The 17609-nt window shown below is 41.6% G+C and carries 22 protein-coding genes; 12 read left to right on the top strand and 10 right to left on the bottom strand.

Features of this window, described 5'->3' with window-relative positions; genetic code table 11:
• Window positions 1-17: 17 nt before the first annotated feature.
• Window positions 18-551, top strand: a complete 534-nt coding sequence (locus tag F542_RS09320) for a DUF1523 family protein (protein ID WP_025267395.1) — start codon at window positions 18-20, stop codon at window positions 549-551.
• 39 nt (window positions 552-590) lie between these two features.
• Here F542_RS09320 and F542_RS09315 read toward each other — a convergent pair whose 3' ends face one another.
• Window positions 591-1805, bottom strand: coding sequence for a ribosomal protein uL16 3-hydroxylase (locus F542_RS09315; RefSeq protein WP_025267394.1), 1215 nt, complete (start codon window positions 1803-1805; stop codon window positions 591-593).
• A gap of 30 nt (window positions 1806-1835) precedes the next feature.
• Window positions 1836-2582: a BPL-N domain-containing protein gene (locus F542_RS09310; protein ID WP_015431750.1), complete on the bottom strand. Its 747-nt coding sequence runs from the start codon at window positions 2580-2582 to the stop codon at window positions 1836-1838.
• 83 nt (window positions 2583-2665) lie between these two features.
• On the opposite strand from F542_RS09310, the gene F542_RS09305 reads away from it, so the two are divergent.
• The 9 genes from F542_RS09305 (at window position 2666) to F542_RS09265 (ending at window position 9550) form a co-directional block, all read left to right on the top strand.
• On the top strand, window positions 2666-3232 hold the full coding sequence (locus tag F542_RS09305) for a biotin transporter BioY (RefSeq protein WP_025267393.1): 567 nt from the start codon (window positions 2666-2668) through the stop codon (window positions 3230-3232).
• A gap of 119 nt (window positions 3233-3351) precedes the next feature.
• Window positions 3352-4260 (top strand): glycine--tRNA ligase subunit alpha, encoded by a 909-nt coding sequence (gene glyQ / locus F542_RS09300; protein ID WP_025267392.1) that lies wholly within the window; start codon window positions 3352-3354, stop codon window positions 4258-4260.
• An 86-nt stretch (window positions 4261-4346) separates the two neighbouring features.
• A complete protein-coding gene (locus F542_RS09295; protein WP_025267391.1) occupies window positions 4347-4607 on the top strand; it encodes a hypothetical protein in 261 nt (86 codons plus the stop codon).
• 32 nt (window positions 4608-4639) lie between these two features.
• Complete coding sequence (locus F542_RS09290) at window positions 4640-4999, top strand: endonuclease domain-containing protein (protein ID WP_025267390.1); 360 nt, start codon at window positions 4640-4642, stop codon at window positions 4997-4999.
• A gap of 242 nt (window positions 5000-5241) precedes the next feature.
• Complete coding sequence (gene glyS / locus F542_RS09285) at window positions 5242-7308, top strand: glycine--tRNA ligase subunit beta (protein WP_025267389.1); 2067 nt, start codon at window positions 5242-5244, stop codon at window positions 7306-7308.
• Window positions 7309-7449: 141 nt separating this feature from the next.
• Entirely contained in the window at window positions 7450-7977 is a 528-nt protein-coding gene (locus F542_RS09280; RefSeq protein WP_015431756.1) for an isoprenylcysteine carboxyl methyltransferase family protein, read from the top strand.
• A 21-nt stretch (window positions 7978-7998) separates the two neighbouring features.
• Window positions 7999-8289: a DUF5377 family protein gene (locus tag F542_RS09275; protein ID WP_025267388.1), complete on the top strand. Its 291-nt coding sequence runs from the start codon at window positions 7999-8001 to the stop codon at window positions 8287-8289.
• Complete coding sequence (gene xerC, locus F542_RS09270) at window positions 8289-9197, top strand: tyrosine recombinase XerC (protein WP_200867166.1); 909 nt, start codon at window positions 8289-8291, stop codon at window positions 9195-9197. Before F542_RS09275 ends, xerC begins: the two co-directional genes overlap by 1 nt.
• A 2-nt stretch (window positions 9198-9199) precedes the next feature.
• Window positions 9200-9550 carry a DUF4870 family protein gene (locus tag F542_RS09265; RefSeq protein ID WP_015431759.1) on the top strand — a complete coding sequence of 117 codons (351 nt, stop codon included), beginning with the start codon at window positions 9200-9202 and terminating at the stop codon, window positions 9548-9550.
• Window positions 9551-9614: 64 nt separating this feature from the next.
• Here the strand turns inward: F542_RS09265 and asnA are convergent, their stop codons facing one another.
• Window positions 9615-10607, bottom strand: a complete 993-nt coding sequence (gene asnA / locus F542_RS09260; RefSeq protein WP_025267386.1) for an aspartate--ammonia ligase — start codon at window positions 10605-10607, stop codon at window positions 9615-9617.
• A 179-nt stretch (window positions 10608-10786) separates the two neighbouring features.
• On the opposite strand from asnA, the gene asnC reads away from it, so the two are divergent.
• On the top strand, window positions 10787-11248 hold the full coding sequence (asnC, locus tag F542_RS09255; RefSeq protein WP_015431761.1) for a transcriptional regulator AsnC: 462 nt from the start codon (window positions 10787-10789) through the stop codon (window positions 11246-11248).
• A gap of 117 nt (window positions 11249-11365) precedes the next feature.
• On the top strand, window positions 11366-12082 hold the full coding sequence (gene aphA, locus F542_RS09250; RefSeq protein ID WP_025267385.1) for an acid phosphatase AphA: 717 nt from the start codon (window positions 11366-11368) through the stop codon (window positions 12080-12082).
• A gap of 92 nt (window positions 12083-12174) precedes the next feature.
• On the opposite strand, the gene F542_RS09245 is transcribed toward aphA, so the two are convergent.
• From F542_RS09245 to frdA, 7 genes are all read right to left on the bottom strand, one after another.
• Entirely contained in the window at window positions 12175-12537 is a 363-nt protein-coding gene (locus F542_RS09245; RefSeq protein ID WP_025267384.1) for an MmcQ/YjbR family DNA-binding protein, read from the bottom strand.
• Window positions 12538-12546: 9 nt separating this feature from the next.
• Entirely contained in the window at window positions 12547-13470 is a 924-nt protein-coding gene (locus tag F542_RS09240) for a DMT family transporter (protein ID WP_025267383.1), read from the bottom strand.
• A 93-nt stretch (window positions 13471-13563) separates the two neighbouring features.
• Window positions 13564-14169 carry a ComEA family DNA-binding protein gene (locus F542_RS09235; protein WP_025267382.1) on the bottom strand — a complete coding sequence of 202 codons (606 nt, stop codon included), beginning with the start codon at window positions 14167-14169 and terminating at the stop codon, window positions 13564-13566.
• A gap of 115 nt (window positions 14170-14284) precedes the next feature.
• Window positions 14285-14629 (bottom strand): fumarate reductase subunit FrdD, encoded by a 345-nt coding sequence (gene frdD, locus F542_RS09230; protein WP_015431766.1) that lies wholly within the window; start codon window positions 14627-14629, stop codon window positions 14285-14287.
• A 10-nt stretch (window positions 14630-14639) separates the two neighbouring features.
• Window positions 14640-15029: a fumarate reductase subunit FrdC gene (gene frdC / locus F542_RS09225; protein ID WP_015431767.1), complete on the bottom strand. Its 390-nt coding sequence runs from the start codon at window positions 15027-15029 to the stop codon at window positions 14640-14642.
• A gap of 10 nt (window positions 15030-15039) precedes the next feature.
• Complete coding sequence (locus F542_RS09220) at window positions 15040-15807, bottom strand: succinate dehydrogenase/fumarate reductase iron-sulfur subunit (protein ID WP_015431768.1); 768 nt, start codon at window positions 15805-15807, stop codon at window positions 15040-15042.
• A gap of 3 nt (window positions 15808-15810) precedes the next feature.
• Window positions 15811-17601 (bottom strand): fumarate reductase (quinol) flavoprotein subunit, encoded by a 1791-nt coding sequence (frdA, locus tag F542_RS09215; RefSeq protein ID WP_015431769.1) that lies wholly within the window; start codon window positions 17599-17601, stop codon window positions 15811-15813.
• Window positions 17602-17609 lie beyond the last annotated feature (8 nt).

The raw sequence follows: 17609 nt of genomic DNA, 5'->3' as shown, positions 1-17609 counted from the left end.
TTTATAAGGAGAAAATGATGAGAGCAATGGTTAAATACTTTTTGATCTTAGTGACCCTTTCTTTACATATTGTGCTGATTGGTGCAGTGAATTACGCAATGCCCAGTTATGAAACAACGATGGTGACAGGGATGGAAGTGCGCCGTATGGATAAAGACGGTGTAATTAGTAAAGCCAACCCAGCCGATGGTGAAGTACGAGATGTCTATTTCTTATTCACAAAGCGCCCAGATGAAAGTAAAGAAAAAGTGATGGTTTATCGCAATGAAGATACAGGCTGGGGCTTACCGCCATATTTCAAATTTGGCTCTGCAGATATCCAAGCAAAAGCGCAAGCTTATGCAAATGAGCAGAAATTAGTTGAAATCAAATATTATGGTTGGCGGATCAACTGGTTAAATGAATTCCGAAATATTGTTTCTATTCAGCCAGTAGAAGACGCAGCCAGCCCATCACGGCCTTGGGTTAGCTATATTTTATATGCGCTGTTAGCTTTAACCTTCTTCTTATCAGTACAACTTATTCGTGGTTGGTTTGATAGCAGCAAATAATATTAAAGAGCAGTTCGTGTATGAACTGCTCTTTGTCTTTTATTCACCTTCTTCTAGGATCAGCCAGCCACTGTCTAACCAGTCACATAAGCTATCGAGTAACAATTCTAGGCTGTCTTGCCCGCCAATTTTGGTGGCAAATGAAGCGATTTTGTTCCATGAAATCATATCACCATTAGCAATGCGGATTAACAATTCTGCTTCTGTGTCGCTTAATTCATCAATCCATTCACCATTTACATATACGCGTAATGGATTTTCTGTATAAAGGATTTTTACATTCGCATCTTGTTGTATCCAACCGCCCGCTTCAAGCACCTCTTGCACCTCATCTGGATAGTATTCGTTTTCTTCAGTTAATTGCTCGTAGCGACGAGAACTTACTGCGGTTGCAACGCTATGGGTGAGAATTTCATCAAATTGCTCCGATGTTTGTAATAAGTTAATCAACTGCAATTTGAAATTCGCTACCATTTTTGGATCAAGCCACGCATTTGGTTGCACATGTGGCGAGAGGCGAAACGGAATATTAAATTGTGAATTATTAATTGCCTCGCCTTGGTGTTCAATTGTTTTACAAATATTTTCCAACAAGTCTGCCGCATTTGGGAAGCGTAAACCAAAGGAGAAAGTTAAGCAATCATCTTCGGCAATGCCGTAATGAGCCATTCGTGATGGCACATAAAGCACGTCTCCGGGCGCCATCACTTCATCAAGCACTAATTCGCCCATATCATCAAAAATGCGGATTGGCTGATTAGGTTTAAATTCAGTGCTTGGATCACACCATTTACCAAGCTGCCAACGGCGATGCCCGTAGCCTTGCACTAAAAAGACATCATACTCATCATAATGCTTGCCAACCGAACCACCTTTTGGGGCAAAAGAGACCATAATATCATCGCGTTGCCATTGTGGAATAAAGCTGAAAGCTTGCCATAATGCACCAAGTTCAGATGACCACTGTTCTAAGTTTTGCACCAGTACCGACCAGTGCTCAGGCAAATTTTCAAAATCTGTGGCTTCCAATGGACTGCGTTTTAATGTCCATTTCTCGCCTTCATCTGTCTGAAGTGTTTTAATTAAACGGGCAGAAACCTCTTCTTCCTGTGCAAGTTCAATAATATCTTGGGGCTCAAATAACCCGACGATTTGTGGTAAACCGCCTTTGATAACAAGCGGTCGTTTTTGCCAATAATCTCGCAAAAAGATTTCTGGCGTAATGTGTTCAGGTAAGCAGAATGGCATGTTCATGAGATTTCTCCCTGTCTAATCATCATGGTGTTACTTTAATCCTTTTTGGATAGCTTGCCAAATCGGAACACCATATTTTTGATCAAAATAGTGGCAAATTTGCTGTTCTTGCTGTTTTTGCTGCTCATCTCGGCAAATATTGACGATTTGCGTTTGATACGTTTGCGCTTGAAGTTCAAAATGTATCCCTGAAAGTAGATAATTTCCTTGGCCAAACGTCCCTGTAAGCACGGCAAGGCTATTATCTGCATAGTATGCAATGGGCTCAAATGATGCAGTGTTATTGGGTAAAAAAGTGCAGCCCCCATGATAATAAGCAGGGATTTTTTTGCCGCCAACTAGAGATAATGAGGTAATCGCCTTGCTTTTTAGGCTTTCATCATAATATTTCCCTTGCGTGAGCTGTGGCAAACTACCGACAGCCGTGCCATCAAAAAATGCCAATTCGCGCATACCTTGAATGCGGTAGCCATCTCCTCGAAAATCTAAAGCGGAGCAAGCATAATAAGCACCAGCACAGATACCGACATAATAGCCTCCATGGGCAACAAAGTTTCGAATTAGCTGGTTACCTCTGCCGTTTAATTTGGCACAATAGGGCAAATCACGCCCTCCGGGGATAATAAAAAGCTCTGCATTGGTCAGACCACTATGTAGGAGTTGCTCCGCATTAACGGTTTCAGCATAAAGCCCAAGATGCTGTTGAACCCCGATAATTAAAGATTCTATACCGACAGAGCTACAACCTTCATCGGCATAAATAAGTGCACGTGTCATTTTGCCCTAAAATTTCTAATTTAACCTATAACTAGATACTATTATAATACGCGCTCTTTTTTATTCACAAAGGAGAAAGTACAATGTTTACTACACAACTTACTCAAACAAAACGCTGGTTAGAGGCTAACCGCGTTGTGGCTTTTTGGCTGAAAACTTTAATTGGCGCAAATTTAATTGCTATCTTCGCGCAAATTGCTGTGCCGATGTATCCTGTGCCGATTACAGGGCAAACCCTAGCTCTCACTGTGGTTGGCTTTGCATTAGGACGTAAGGCAGGCACGGCTGCTGTATTAATGTATTTATTTGAAGGAGTTATCGGCTTACCTGTCTTTGCTAACGGTGGTGCGGGAGTTCAAGCTCTATTTGGCCCAAGTGGGGGTTACTTGTGGGGCTATATTCCAACGGCATATGTGTTAGGCTATTTTAGCGATAAAGGCGTGTTAAGCTCATTCTGGAAAAGCGTAGCAGTTGCGTTACTTGCCAGCGTTATTACTTTCGCTTTTGGTTTAGCACAGCTTTCATTTTTTGTACCGGAAGGTAAAGTATTAGAATTGGGGCTTTATCCATTTATTTTAGGTGGTGTGATTAAAGCCGCTTTAGCAAGCCTGCTTGTGTCACCAAGCTATAAATTTTTCTCAAAACTCTAATCTTTTTAAAGGCTCTGTTTAGCAGAGCCTTTTTCATCTTTTTGCAAAAAATTCCCCCATTACAACCGCTTGCACGCTATAATAACGCCATTTTTGACTATAAATTTAGAGAAAGAACAATGTCAGCAAAATTCAATGTAAAAACCTTTCAGGGAATGATCTTAGCCCTTCAAGATTACTGGGCACAACAAGGGGCAACAGTCGTTCAACCATTTGATATGGAAGTGGGGGCTGGTACCTCTCACCCGATGACTTGCTTACGTGCATTAGGCCCAGAACCGATGGCGTTTGCCTATGTGCAACCGTCCCGCCGCCCGACAGACGGTCGCTATGGTGAAAACCCAAACCGTTTACAACACTACTACCAATTCCAAGTGGTGATCAAACCGTCCCCAGATAACATTCAAGAACTCTATTTAGACAGCCTCAAAATGCTTGGCTTTGACCCAACCCAAAACGATATTCGCTTCGTAGAAGACAACTGGGAAAATCCAACATTAGGTGCGTGGGGCTTAGGCTGGGAAGTATGGCTCAACGGAATGGAAGTGACCCAATTCACCTATTTCCAACAAGTGGGTGGCTTAGAATGTAAACCAGTAACAGGCGAAATCACCTACGGCTTAGAGCGTTTAGCGATGTATATTCAAGGCGTGGACAGCGTATATGATTTAGTTTGGTCAGACGGCCCACTGGGCAAAACCACCTATGGCGACGTGTTCCATCAAAACGAAGTGGAACAATCTACTTACAACTTTGAATACGCCGATGTAGATTTCTTGTTCCAATGCTTTGAACAATACGAAAAAGAAGCCAAAGCGTTATTAGAACTAGAAAAACCGCTTCCATTGCCAGCTTACGAACGCATTTTAAAAGCCGCTCACAGCTTTAACTTATTAGATGCTCGTAAAGCAATCTCAGTAACTGAACGCCAACGCTACATTTTACGTATTCGTGCCTTAACCAAAGGCGTTGCCGAAGCCTATTATGCAAGCCGTGAAGCCTTAGGGTTCCCGGGGTGTAAAAAATAAAATTGCGTATGTAATGTAGGGGCGAATTATATTCGCCCAAATAAATCTGAATGGGCGAATGTGATTCGCCCCTACAAGGTAACAATATGAAACCAATTTTATACTTCGCCCACTGGTGTCCTGATACCGCCCCATTTGTGGCAGAACTAGACCGCTTAGGCATTGAATATGAAGCGTGCGACATCACCAAAGGCGGCTCAACACTTAAACCATTTTTGAAACTGCGAGATACGCATTCCGCCTTCGATAACGCCAAAGTCAACGGCTATATTGGCATTCCTGCCTTGTTAATAGAAGGCGAAAAAGTCGTGCTGGATTTGGCTGAATTAGAGGGCATTTTCGGCTAACAAGCGGCTGAATTTGGCGGAAATTTTGCAAAATGAAACCTTATGTCAAATCGCTAAAACCGAATTCGCAGAAATTGCGAACGGCACAAACTGAGGCGGAGAGACGGCTTTGGTATCGTATTCGGGGCGATCAACTGGGTGTTCGTTTTTATCGGCAGAAACCGTTGTTAAGCTATATTGTCGATTTCTACTGTCCGAAAGCGAAATTAGTGGTTGAGTTAGACGGTGGGCAACATTATGAGCCTGAACATCGGGCAAATGATAAAATCCGAGATGCGGAATTGGTTTCACTTGGTTTAACTGTTCTTCGATTTGATAATTACCAAGTGATGACCGAGATTGAAAGTGTGATTGAAGCGATTTGGTTGCATATTCAGGCGGTGAGGGAATAGAGATTTTCAAATCTCCCCCCTCCCCCTCTTTGACTAAAGAGGGGGCGATCATTCAGTGGGTAATTTTAATTCATCTGACTATTTTCGGGCTTGTTGAAGAAAGATAATGAAGACAGATGAACGACAAATTTACGGCGATCCAGTTCCCCTCTTTAGCAAAGAGGGGCTAGGGGAGATTTGGCAGAAGTAAAAACGAAGTGAGAGATTTTAAAGACACAAATTATTTGAATGAGAAATTAACAATGACAACACAAAACTTCCTTGCCGAGATCGGCACAGAAGAGCTGCCACCGAAGGCGCTCAAAAAATTAGCGACCGCATTTGCGGAGAATGTAGAAAACGAATTAAACCAAGCAGGTCTTTCGTTTGATAAAGTCGAATGGTTTGCTGCCCCTCGCCGTTTGGCGGTGAAGGTGCTGAGCCTTGCGGAAAGCCAGCCGAGTAAAGCGGTTGAGAAACGAGGCCCTGCGGTATCGGCGGCGTTTGATACCGAAGGTAAGCCGACCAAAGCAGCAGAGGGCTGGGCAAGAGGCTGTGGTATCACGGTGGAGCAAGCTGAGCGTATTGCTACCGACAAAGGTGAATGGCTGGTGCATCGTGCGGTGATTGAAGGTCAGCCGACTAAAAACTTGCTCGTAGGCATTATTGATAAAGCCCTTGCAGGCTTGCCAATTCCAAAAACAATGCGTTGGGGCGATAAGAGCGAGCAGTTTGTTCGCCCTGTGCATACCGTTACGCTTCTATTCGGGGCAGAGCTGATCGAAGGCGAGATCTTAGGCGTGAAAAGCGGTCGTACCATTCGTGGCCACCGTTTCTTAGGCGAGCGTGAATTTACGATTGAGAACGCTGATCAATATCCGCAACTGTTGAAAGATCGTGGATCGGTCGTGGCAGATTTCAATGAGCGTAAAGCCTTGATTCTTGCAAAATCACAGGAAAAAGCGACCGCTTTGGGCGGTGTTGCCGATATTGAAGAAGATTTGCTGGACGAAGTAACCTCGCTGGTGGAATACCCGAATGTGCTCACCGCTAAGTTTGAAGAGCGTTTCCTTGCCGTGCCGGCAGAAGCCTTAGTTTACACAATGAAAGGCGACCAAAAATACTTCCCGATTTACGATAAAGACGGCAAATTGTTACCGCACTTTATTTTTGTGTCGAATATCAATCCGGAAGATCCGAGCAAAATCATCGAGGGTAACGAAAAAGTGGTTCGCCCACGTTTGACCGATGCGGAGTTCTTCTTCAAAACCGACTTAAAACAGAAACTGGAAGACCAACTGCCACGCCTTAAAACTGTGTTATTCCAACAACAGCTTGGCACATTGCGTGATAAAACCGCTCGCATTGAGGCCTTAGCGGGTGAAATTGCAAAACAAATCGGGGCTGATGAAACCAAAGCGAAACGTGCCGGTTTACTCTCAAAATGTGACCTGATGACCAATATGGTGTTTGAATTTACCGACACCCAAGGCGTGATGGGGATGCACTATGCCCGTCACGATGGTGAAGATGAAGAAGTGGCGGTGGCGTTAAACGAGCAGTATATGCCACGTTTTGCGGGCGACAACTTGCCGAACAGCCTAGTGGCTTGCTCGGTGGCGTTGGCGGACAAATTTGACACCCTCACAGGGATTTTCGGTATCGGTCAAGCGCCAAAAGGCAGTGCCGATCCGTTCGCCCTACGCCGTGCAGCATTAGGCTCTTTGAGAATTATGGTGGAGAAAAATTTATCGCTTGATTTAACCGATTTAGTGGCGAAATCTGCTCAATTATTTGGCGATAAACTCACCAATAAAAACGTGGTTGAAGACGTGGTGGACTTTATGCTCGGCCGTTTCCGTGCGTGGTATGAGAGCGAAGGCATTGCGGTGGATGTTATCCAATCTGTGCTTGCCCGCCGTCCAACCAAACCTGCCGACTTCGATGCCCGTGTGCGTGCGGTGTCGCACTTCCGTGAATTAGACAGTGCCGAAGCCTTAGCCGCAGCGAATAAACGCGTAAGTAACATTTTAGCGAAAGCAGATATTGCCATCGGCGAAATCGATTTGACCGTTTGTGTTGAACCAGCAGAAAAAGCCTTAGCCGAAGCGGTTATTACCTTGAAATCCGAAGTTCAACCGTTAATCGCACAAGGCAATTACACCGCCGTATTAGACAAACTCGCAAATCTACGTCAGCCAGTAGATAGCTTCTTTGATAGCGTGATGGTAAATGCAGAAGATCAAAAACTGCGCCAAAACCGCCTCGCGATTTTAAGCACACTACAAGGCTTGTTCTTGCAAGTGGCGGATATTTCGCTGTTGCAGTAATTTGCAAAATTTGGAGTAAAATAGACCGCTTGTAAGCGGTCTATTTTATATCAAAATTTGCTATAAGAATGTTAATCAGACTGCTTATAAGCAGCTATTATAAACATCGAACCCATATTTTTATTTTTAAAAGGAGAAATTATGTTAGTGGTAAACATTTTGTTTATACTATTTTTTGCTGTGCGTTTATTCAGCTTGAAAATCTCAATTCAAAATGAAAAACGTCTAATTGAAAAGCAAGCGGTGCAATATGGTAAGAGAAATTCTATTCTGCTCTCAATGGCGCATATTGCTTTTTATTTCTCAGCAATTTATGAGGCAAATAGCAGCGCGTATTCTTTTGACGGGATTGCAATAGTTGGCTTTGTCATTTTGTCTTTAGCTTATTTGGCGTTATTTTGGGTCATTAAAGCATTGGGCGAAATTTGGACAGTCAAACTCTATATTCTTCCTGAGCATAAAATTAATACCGCGTTTTTATTCCAAACGATTAGACACCCAAACTATTTTTTAAATATTATTCCTGAATTGATTGGGCTGGGGATGATGTGCCATGCTTGGCATACGCTCACTTTTATATTCCCCGCTTATTTAGTCATATTAGGTGTACGGATTTATCAGGAAGAAACCGTGATGAAAACTTTATTTGCTCAGGCTAGGGGCAAATAATTTAGTAATGAGGAAAACACAATGTCAGTAAAAACCGAAATTTTATTTACTAATCACTGGGATGTACGTATTAGTGATCCAGGTTTAGAAGGGACAATGAGTCACTATTTTGAAACTGTGTATCTCGATTTAGTTGCACACGTTGAGAATGAGGCTGTGCGTTATGAATTTACCCGTAAAGTTGAAAAAGAGGTAAAAGAACATGCCGTATTCAGCGATGTGGAAGAGATGTTTAAATTTGTGGCGAATTACTTAGGGCCTGCGGCATTAGGTAAGATTGGTATTCAAATCGGTAAATTAGGCTTGGCATAATGTCTGCTGAACAACTTTTTGCACTAAGCCAAGCGTATTGGGATTTTCTGCGAATTGAAAAGCAAGCCAGTCCACATACATTGAGCAATTATCAACGCCAGTTAAAAGCTATCTGCCAAATGTTGGCGGAAAAAGGGCTAGAACAGTGGCAAGATGTGGATAGTTCTGTGGTGCGATGGTTGCTTTCTCAAAGCCATAAGCAAGGATTGAGTGCAAAAAGTATCGGTTTACGCCTAGTGGCATTGCGTCAATTCTTGGCGTTTTTAGTTCGTCAAGGTGTGCTAGTTGCCAATCCTGCCATAGGCATTAAATCCCCTAAAGTTGGTAAGCATTTACCGAAAAATATCGACGCAGAGCAGATTTCTCAACTGCTCAATATTAATAGTGACGAACCAATGGATATTCGAGATTTGGCTATGATGGAGCTGATGTATAGTTCTGGATTACGCCTTTCGGAATTGCAAGGTTTGGATTTGAGTGATATGGATCTCACAACGAGCGAAGTACGTTTGTTGGGCAAAGGGAATAAAGAGCGCATTGTGCCAATTGGCTCAAAAGCGATTTCTGTTTTAAAACGTTGGCTATCTGCTCGTTTGCAATTTAGTCCGCGGGATAATGCGGTTTTTCTCAATAAACGTGGTGGGCGGCTCTCTCATCGTTCTATTCAACTTGCGATGCGAAAATGGGGCGAAAAACAGGGGTTGAGCAGTCATTTACATCCACACAAACTCCGACACTCTTTTGCAACTCATATGCTGGAAGCAAGTGCAGATTTGCGTGCAGTGCAGGAGTTTTTAGGGCATAGTAGCCTTTCTACCACGCAAATTTATACCCATTTGGACTTTCAACATTTAGCGAACATTTATGATTTGGCACACCCTCGCGCAAGACGTAAAAATAAGGAGTAGTTATGCAAAATTCCCCAATTCAATTTAGCGATTCTCAGAAAAAAACACTGTATATCGTCTATGGATTGTTTCTGGCAAGTTTACTATTTGGTGGGCTAACAGCGATTGTTGGCGTGGTTTTACTTTATGTAAAACGTCATGAGCTTGTCGATTATCAGGATCACTACGCTTATCTTTTCCGTACCTTTTGGGGAGCAATCGTCTTGTATATTGTCGGTATTGTGCTTGCTTTTATTGGAATTGGTGCGTTAGTGATTTTAGCTTCTAGTATCTGGTTTTTATTCCGTACTATCTACGGTGGTTTGAAGTTGCACGATAATAAAGGCGTGACAGCGACAGGTTGGTTTATCTAACAAGCGGTTAAATTTACTGAATAAAATGCAAAAACCTTGCCAATAGGCAAGGTTTTTTTATTTGTTATAGAATGTTGGCATATTGCTCTAGCATATCTTTTGGCCAAACGCTTGATTGTACTTCGCCGATATGTTTTTTATGTAATAGGAACATTGCCATACGAGATTGTCCGATACCTCCACCAATAGAGAGTGGTAACTTCCCTGCCAACAAATCTTTGTGCCAATCCATTTCTAAACGCTCTTCATCGCCGGTTAAGGAAACTTGTAAGCGTAATGCGGTTTCATCAACACGGATACCCATTGATGAAAGCTCGAATGCTGAACCTAATTCTTCGTTCCAGACAAGGATATCGCCATTTAAGCCTTTATAGCCATTTTCAGATTCTGTGGTCCAGTCATCGTAGTCTGGTGCACGACCGTCATGTGGCTTACCATCAGATAATTTACCACCGATGCCCACTAAGAATACCGCCCCATACTCTTTACAAATAGCGTTTTCACGCTGTTTACCTGTCATATCGGGATAGCGTTTAACTAAATCTTCACTATGCACAAAAGTAATTTCTTTCGGTAAGCTGCTAGGAATATCGAAACGTGCTTCAACAGCCACTTCAGTTAGACGGATAGCACGATAGATTTTGCGCACTGTTTCTTGTAAATAGGCATAGTTGCGGCGACCCGCTGGAATCACTTTTTCCCAGTCCCATTGATCAACATAAACAGAGTGAGTTGGATCGAGTGAATCTTCATCTGGACGAAGTGCTTTCATATGCACAAATAGCCCTTCGCCTTCTTTAAATTGGAAACGTGAAAGAGTATGGCGTTTCCATTTTGCCAGTGAATGTACCACTTCATAAACAGCATTTGGAATACATTTTACATTGACTTGTACGGCTTTTTCGATACCAGAAAGGTTATCCTGCATACCGTTGCCGACTTCGCTTAAAATCGGGCCTTGCACTTCGATAATTTCTAATTGTTCAATCAGGTTTTGGGTAAAGGTGTTTTTTACAAAGCTAATTTCTTGTTGTTGTAAGATAAATGATTTTTTCATAATTGACTCTCAATAATTAAAAACTCAGCTACATGACATAGCAAAACTTTGGTTAATTTAAATAATTGTGCGAAAAATGCAATATTCATCAATTAAAAAAACAAAATGAGTAGATTTTATTTAAAATAAGCGGGTAAAATCCGAATAAAATCTGCAAAAACTAGAAATGGGGATAAAAAATGAACGCTAAACAGAGTCTCGATCGACTTGATCAACAAATTTTGCGTGCTTTAATTGTGGATGCGCGCACACCTTATGCAGAAATGGCAAAACAGTTTGGCGTAAGTGCTGCGACCATTCATGTGCGAGTAGAAAAAATGCGACAAGCCGGGATTATTGAAGGTACCAAAATTCGGGTAAATCAACGTAAACTTGGCTATGATGTATGCTGCTTTATCGGCATTATTTTGAAATCAGCCAAAGACTATGATCAAGTCATTGCGAAGTTGAGTGAATTTGATGAAGTTGTCGAGGCTTATTACACAACAGGAAACTATTCGATTTTTATTAAAGTGATGACTCATACTATTGAAGAGCTGCATTCAGTATTAGCAGGCAAAATTCAATCGATCGATGAAATTCAATCAACGGAAACCTTGATTTCAATGCAAAATCCGATTTTGCGGGAAATTATGCCCTAACTGTACCTGAGGTAATCGTTTACCTGTGAAGCGGCTCACAAAAATTACTTTTGCTATTAGCACTAAATGTATGACTCGGCTAAAATAGCCCGCGGATTAACTAATGGAGAATTTACTATGAAATGTGTGTTGAAAACGACTGTAGCTGCATTACTTGCTTCTTGCGTGGCTTTTTCTGCTCAAGCAGCGGGGCCAAAAGTGCCTTATTCTCAACCGGGTATTGATATGAGAACCAATGAGGCTCAGCAAGCTCCAATTCACTGGGTGTCTATTGAACAGATTAAAGAGAGCATTAAAGATTTACCTCCAATGGCGGTAAGCTTTGATATTGATGATACTGTGGCAGCAAGTAGTGGTTGTTTCCATTATGGTAAACAAAAATATTCCCCAAATGATTATAGCTACTTAAAAAATCAAGATTTCTGGGATGAAATTAATGCTGGTTGCGATAAATATTCACTTCCAAAACAAGTGGCGATTGATTTAATTAAAATGCACCAAGAACGAGGTGACCAAGTTTATTTGATCACAGGCCGTACTGCGGGTAAAGATGATCAAGTTACTCCAATTATGGAGAAAAATCTTGGTATCAAAAATATGCAGCCAGTGAATTTTATGGGCGGAAAAGAGCATAGCACCAAATATGATAAAACCCCCGCGATCTTAGAACACAAAGTACAAATTCATTATGGTGATAGCGATGATGATATTTTAGCTGCACGTGAAGCGGGCATTCGTGGTATTCGTATTTTACGCGCGGCAAACTCTAACTATACTCCATTCCCTCAAGCTGGTGGTTATGGCGAGGAAGTTGTTGTTAATTCAAGCTATTAATCAGGATTAATTTATCAGCTTAACGTAAGAATTGGGCTCTTAATAGATCATAATCTACAAGAGAGAGTATGTATTCATACTCTCTTTATTTTTTATTGCGCTGTTAGTCGATAGCTCCAATCAAGTAAAGGTAGAATATCTTCAAATGGAAAATCTTGATCTAAGCGTATGCTAAACCAATGCTTTTTATTCATATGGTAAGCGGGGAAAATATTTTTATCTTGTTGCAAGAGGTTAATCATGTCTGGGTTGCCCTTTAAGTTGATAATTTCACTATTGCCTTTCTCATTTAGCCCAAGCTTGCTATTGGGCACATTGGCAATGAGGGCAAACCATTTTGCTTTTTTATTTCCGTGGCGAAGTACAGCATAGCTGGGAAATTTCTCCCATAAATATTCAGGAGATACACCATATTGATGAGCAACATAAGTGAAAATTTGTTGGCGATAAGACATATTGCGCTCCTAAAGTAAATGAATGCAAGCGACACCACTCAATAGCATAAACAAACCGAGCAGCTGTATTTTTTGCACGACTTTTTTGGTTACACCTAACCAGCCAAATTTATCAATCAATAAACTCATGCTAATTAATCCGCAGAGCATTAACACTACCGTACCGCCCGTTCCGACAATTTGTACTAACCAAGCTCCAACAGAAATATAAATTGCACCAAGTATGCCCCCAAACCAAATCCAGTAGGGTTTTCCCTTGCCAACCGCCAGAGTAAGACGAGAAAAATTACCTTTATAAAACAGCACAATCAGTGAAATAGAGAGCATGCCCCCGAGCATAGATATTGTTGCCGCATAGGTGGCCGAATGTAGTTGTCGCCCAAGTTCGCCATTTATGGCAGTTTGGGCAGCCATCACCATTCCTGCAATAATGCCAGCTAATTGCCACTTCCATAGCCCTTGTACATGTTTGTTGCGTAGAGAATGAATATGGGGCAATACTACAGTGGTAAATACGCCAAATAACACTAATAATAAACCGATTAAGCGATGAAAACTGAAATCTGCTTGTGGGGAATGAAACCAGCCGAAAGTATCAATTAAACTACCCATTAATACCTGTCCTAAAATTGGCATTACGGCTGTTTGTACACCCCCTAATTTAGGAAAGAGTAATACATTGCTAGTTAAGCCGATCATACCTAGTAGTCCTCCGAACCAAGCCCACCAAGGAATATTTACGATTGTGCTGTGTTCGAGTAAAAGGGGATGACCACTGATAATGAGCACAGTAAGCAATGCTATTGCTCCCACACTAAAGGACACGAGTGAAGCCAAAAAGGGAGAACCAAGGAAATGACGTAAACGAGAATTAATAGCGGTTTGTAAGCCGATGCCCATTCCTGCCAAAATGCCGATAAAGATTGCTAACATACTGCATCGTGATTTATAGATATAAGGAAGTCAGTTTAGAGCGAATATCTTGCATTTTCAAGCGGAGAAAGGGCAGGGATACTGCCCAAGAGCTTATTGAAAGCTAATTGCTGATTTGATTTTGGTTAGGGTAGAATCGCCGATACCAGACACTTTGGTTAAATCAGCTGCTTTTTTGAAATGACCATGCTTTTTACGGTATTCGACAATAGCTTTTGCTTTCACTTCACCGATACCTTCTAGCGCTTGTAATGTCTCTACATCAGCAGTATTAATGTTAATTTTCGATTTTTTAGTCGTATTTTTAAGCGTACTTTGAGTAGAAGTTGCTTTTTCTATCGCATTGGCTTTCGCTGAATTTAATGTTTCGCGTGCAGTCGCGGTTGTTTGTACTGTACTATTTTTTGCGTGAGATACTGCATTTGCCGATTTGTCTTTTGCACTATTTACGCTGTTTTTAGCACTGGTGGTTACTTTATCTTTAGTATTATTTACCGTGTTAGAAACTTTTTCTGTCAGAGCAGATTTTGCAGAATTTTGTGAAGAATTGAGCGCTTGTTTGCCATATGAAACTTGGTTGTTTATGGTTTCTTTGGTAGGAGTTTTGAAAGTATTTAGGGAATTGTTATTCTCGGCTAATACATGGGTAGAGAAGGCAATTGCGAAGCCTAGAGTTAATAGAGATTTAAAGGATTTCATTTATTTGTCCTTGTGAAATAAAAACTTTTGTTTAGATGAGAATAAATAGACTAAGTTCCGGAAAAAAGAAAAAAGCTATTTTCTTACGAGAAAATAGCTTTTGGAGCAACATTAATTACAGTGAAAATACAGCAAAAAAGACAAGTACACTGTAAAGTGCTGATAATCCATAGAAGATCCAGCCACCGGCAGGTACATGGACTTTAAAGTCGTGTAGACCTAAGTGGATACGATGCATGCCGCACCACATTGGGAAAATTAGTAGAGCAAGAATGGCCAATTTTCCAATAAAGGTTTGTGAAAAAGCGATGATATTATCCGCGCTTACTAACCCAAATGGTAGTAGTAAACCAAGAATGAGTACTAATACAGGAAAGAATACCGCGCTAATTGCGCCGCCAGCACCGAAGAGTAGCCAAACGGCTGGTTCGTTTGAACGTGGTGGATTTGTTTTGTCCATTTTCTTTCCCCTATACTAAAATTAACGCTAATAAACTAACGAATGCGGTAATTCCCCAGAATACGCGGGATACCAATTTCACATTAATACGCTCATTTTTCACAATGACATTCATCATTTGTGGTGCCATATTAAAGAAGGTAAAGCTATTTAATAACACGGCGGCTAACGTAATAATATTTAAAATTACCACTAATGGATTTTGTAGAAATGACACAAAATTCGTATCAAACGTACCCTGAACTAAACTGGTTAAGCCGTAAAGTAGTACAAGACAGAACCAAACGGTGGGTACGGAGGTACTTTCACGCAGCACATAGAATTTGTAAAAATCTAGCTTTTTCCACCAAGTGGGTTTGATCTCACGCACATATTTTTTGCGTTTACTTGCTGTAGTCATTTTACTCTCCTTATTTCTGCGGTTTTAGCATTGCGAACACATAGTCTTTCGCACTTTCAATTTTGCCTTGGTTAACAGCGGAGGCTGGTCCCACATGTTTTGGACAAACTTCAGAACAGTAACCCACGAAAGTACAACTCCATACCCCATTTTTACCGTTGAGAATTTTCATCCGTTCAGCTTTACCATTATCGCGGTTATCAAGGTTATAGCGGTGAGCAAGAGTGAGCGCCGCAGGGCCAACAAACTCTGGATTTAAACCGAATTGTGGACAAGCTGCATAACATAAGCCACAGTTGATACACATTGAGAAAGTACGATATTTCTCTAATTGTGCAGGAGTTTGTTTAGTACGACTTTTCGCTAATTCCGCAGATGGTGCTGGTGTGCCCGCTAATTCTGGTGCTTGGTTGTCAATAATATATGGCTTAATCGCTTCCAAGCTTTCGATAAAATGGCTTAAATCCACAACCAAATCCCGTTCAATTGGGAAATTTGCAAGCGGTTCAATTTTCATATAGCCGCTATAGTCGCGTAAAAATGTTTTACAGGCTAATTTGGGTTTGCCATTGACCATCATACCGCAAGAGCCACAAATCGCCATACGGCAAGACCAACGGTAAGAAAGCTCAGGTTCTAATTCATCTTTAATATAGCCTAATGCGTCCAATACGCAGGTTTGGCTGTCGTATGGAACTTCATATTTGGTGAAGTATGGTTCGTTATCTTGTTCCGGATTGTAACGAAGCACTTCGATAGTCATCATTTGATTTGCCATTGGTTACTCCTTCGCTTCTTTTGCCGCTTTTTCTTGTGCTTCTGCTTCTGCACCATAAACACGTTTTGCAGGTTGTGATTTGGTAATCTTCACGTCAGTGTATTTAATGGTTGGTGCACCATTTGGGTTATAGTACGCTACAGTGTGTTTTAAGTAGTTCACATCATCACGTTCTACATAGTCTAAACGTTGGTGTGCACCACGAGACTCTTTACGCTCTACCGCAGAAGATGAGATAGATTCTGCAACGTCTAAAATAAAGCCAAGCTCAATTTTGTAGAGTAAGTCGGTGTTAAATACACTTGAGGTATCTTTTACTTTAATGCGTTTATAGCGTTCTTTTAATTCTGCGATTTTCGCTACGGTTTTTTCCATACTCTCTTGAGTACGATAGATACCACAGCCTTCTTCCATTGAATCGCCCATTTCGTTACGAATTTGTGACCAAGATTCTTCACCTTCCTGACGAGCTAACGCATAAACACGCTCTAATACATCTTGTGCTTGAGCATCAATTACTGCTTGGTTACGGTTGTGGCTTTCAACTGCACGTTGAGCCGCCATTTCACCCGCAACTTTACCGAATACCACTAATTCGGCTAATGAGTTGGAGCCTAAACGGTTCGCACCGTGTAAGCCAGAAGATGCACATTCACCCACCGCAAATAAACCTTTGATTGAGGTTTCGGCTTGTTGATCAACTTCAATACCACCCATAGTGTAGTGAACGACCGGACGCACTGGAATTGGTGCTTTCGCAGGATCAACCCCTTCATACGCTTTGGCTAATTCACAGATAAATGGTAAACGTTCGTGTAAGTATTTTTCACCTAAGTGGCGTAGGTCTAAGTGAACGACATCAACACCTTTTGCGGTTTTTAATGTGTTTCCTTTACGCCATTCTTGCCAGAATGCTTGTGAAACTTTATCACGAGGGCCTAATTCCATATATTTATTTTCTGGTTTGCCAATTGGTGTTTCTGGGCCTAGACCATAATCCTGCAGGTAACGGTAGCCATCTTTATTTACCAAGATACCACCTTCACCACGGCAACCTTCTGTCATTAAGATACCAGTATTTGGTAAGCCTGTTGGGTGATATTGCACAAATTCCATATCACGCAAAGCAACGCCGTGACGATACGCCATTGATAGCCCATCACCGGTCACGATACCACCGTTGGTATTAAAACGATAAGCACGGCAGCCACCACCAGTTGCAATCACAACGGCATTCGCATTGATTTGCACAAAAGTGCCTTCCATCATATTCATTGCTACGCAACCACGAGCGTGGCCATCATCGGTTAAAATATCTAATACGAAATGCTCATCAAAGCGGATAATTTGTGGATATTTGATTGAAGTTTGGAAAAGGGTATGAAGAATATGGAAACCTGTTTTATCGGCAGCGAACCAAGTCCGTTCAATTTTCATTCCACCGAAACGGCGCACGTTCACATCGCCATCTTCTTTACGAGACCACGGGCAACCCCAACGCTCTAATTGGGTCATTTGAACCGGAGAATTTTCAACAAAATGCTCAACGACATCTTGTTCACATAGCCAGTCACCACCGGCAACAGTATCATGGAAATGTTTATCGTAAGAATCTGTTTCTTTAATCACTGCCGCCGCGCCACCTTCGGCTGCTACGGTATGGCTACGCATTGGATAAACTTTTGAAATCAGTGCAATTTTCAAATTTGGATTAGCTTCAGCTGCGGCAATCGCTGCACGTAAGCCACCGCCACCAGCACCCACAATCGCAATATCAACGTTTACAGTTTTCACACTTTCCT

It is taken from the genome of Bibersteinia trehalosi USDA-ARS-USMARC-188 (assembly GCF_000521725.1).
Classification (GTDB): domain Bacteria; phylum Pseudomonadota; class Gammaproteobacteria; order Enterobacterales; family Pasteurellaceae; genus Bibersteinia; species Bibersteinia trehalosi.
Note: the sequence above shows the minus strand (reverse complement) of the source record. Positions and strands in the feature narration are given on the sequence as shown.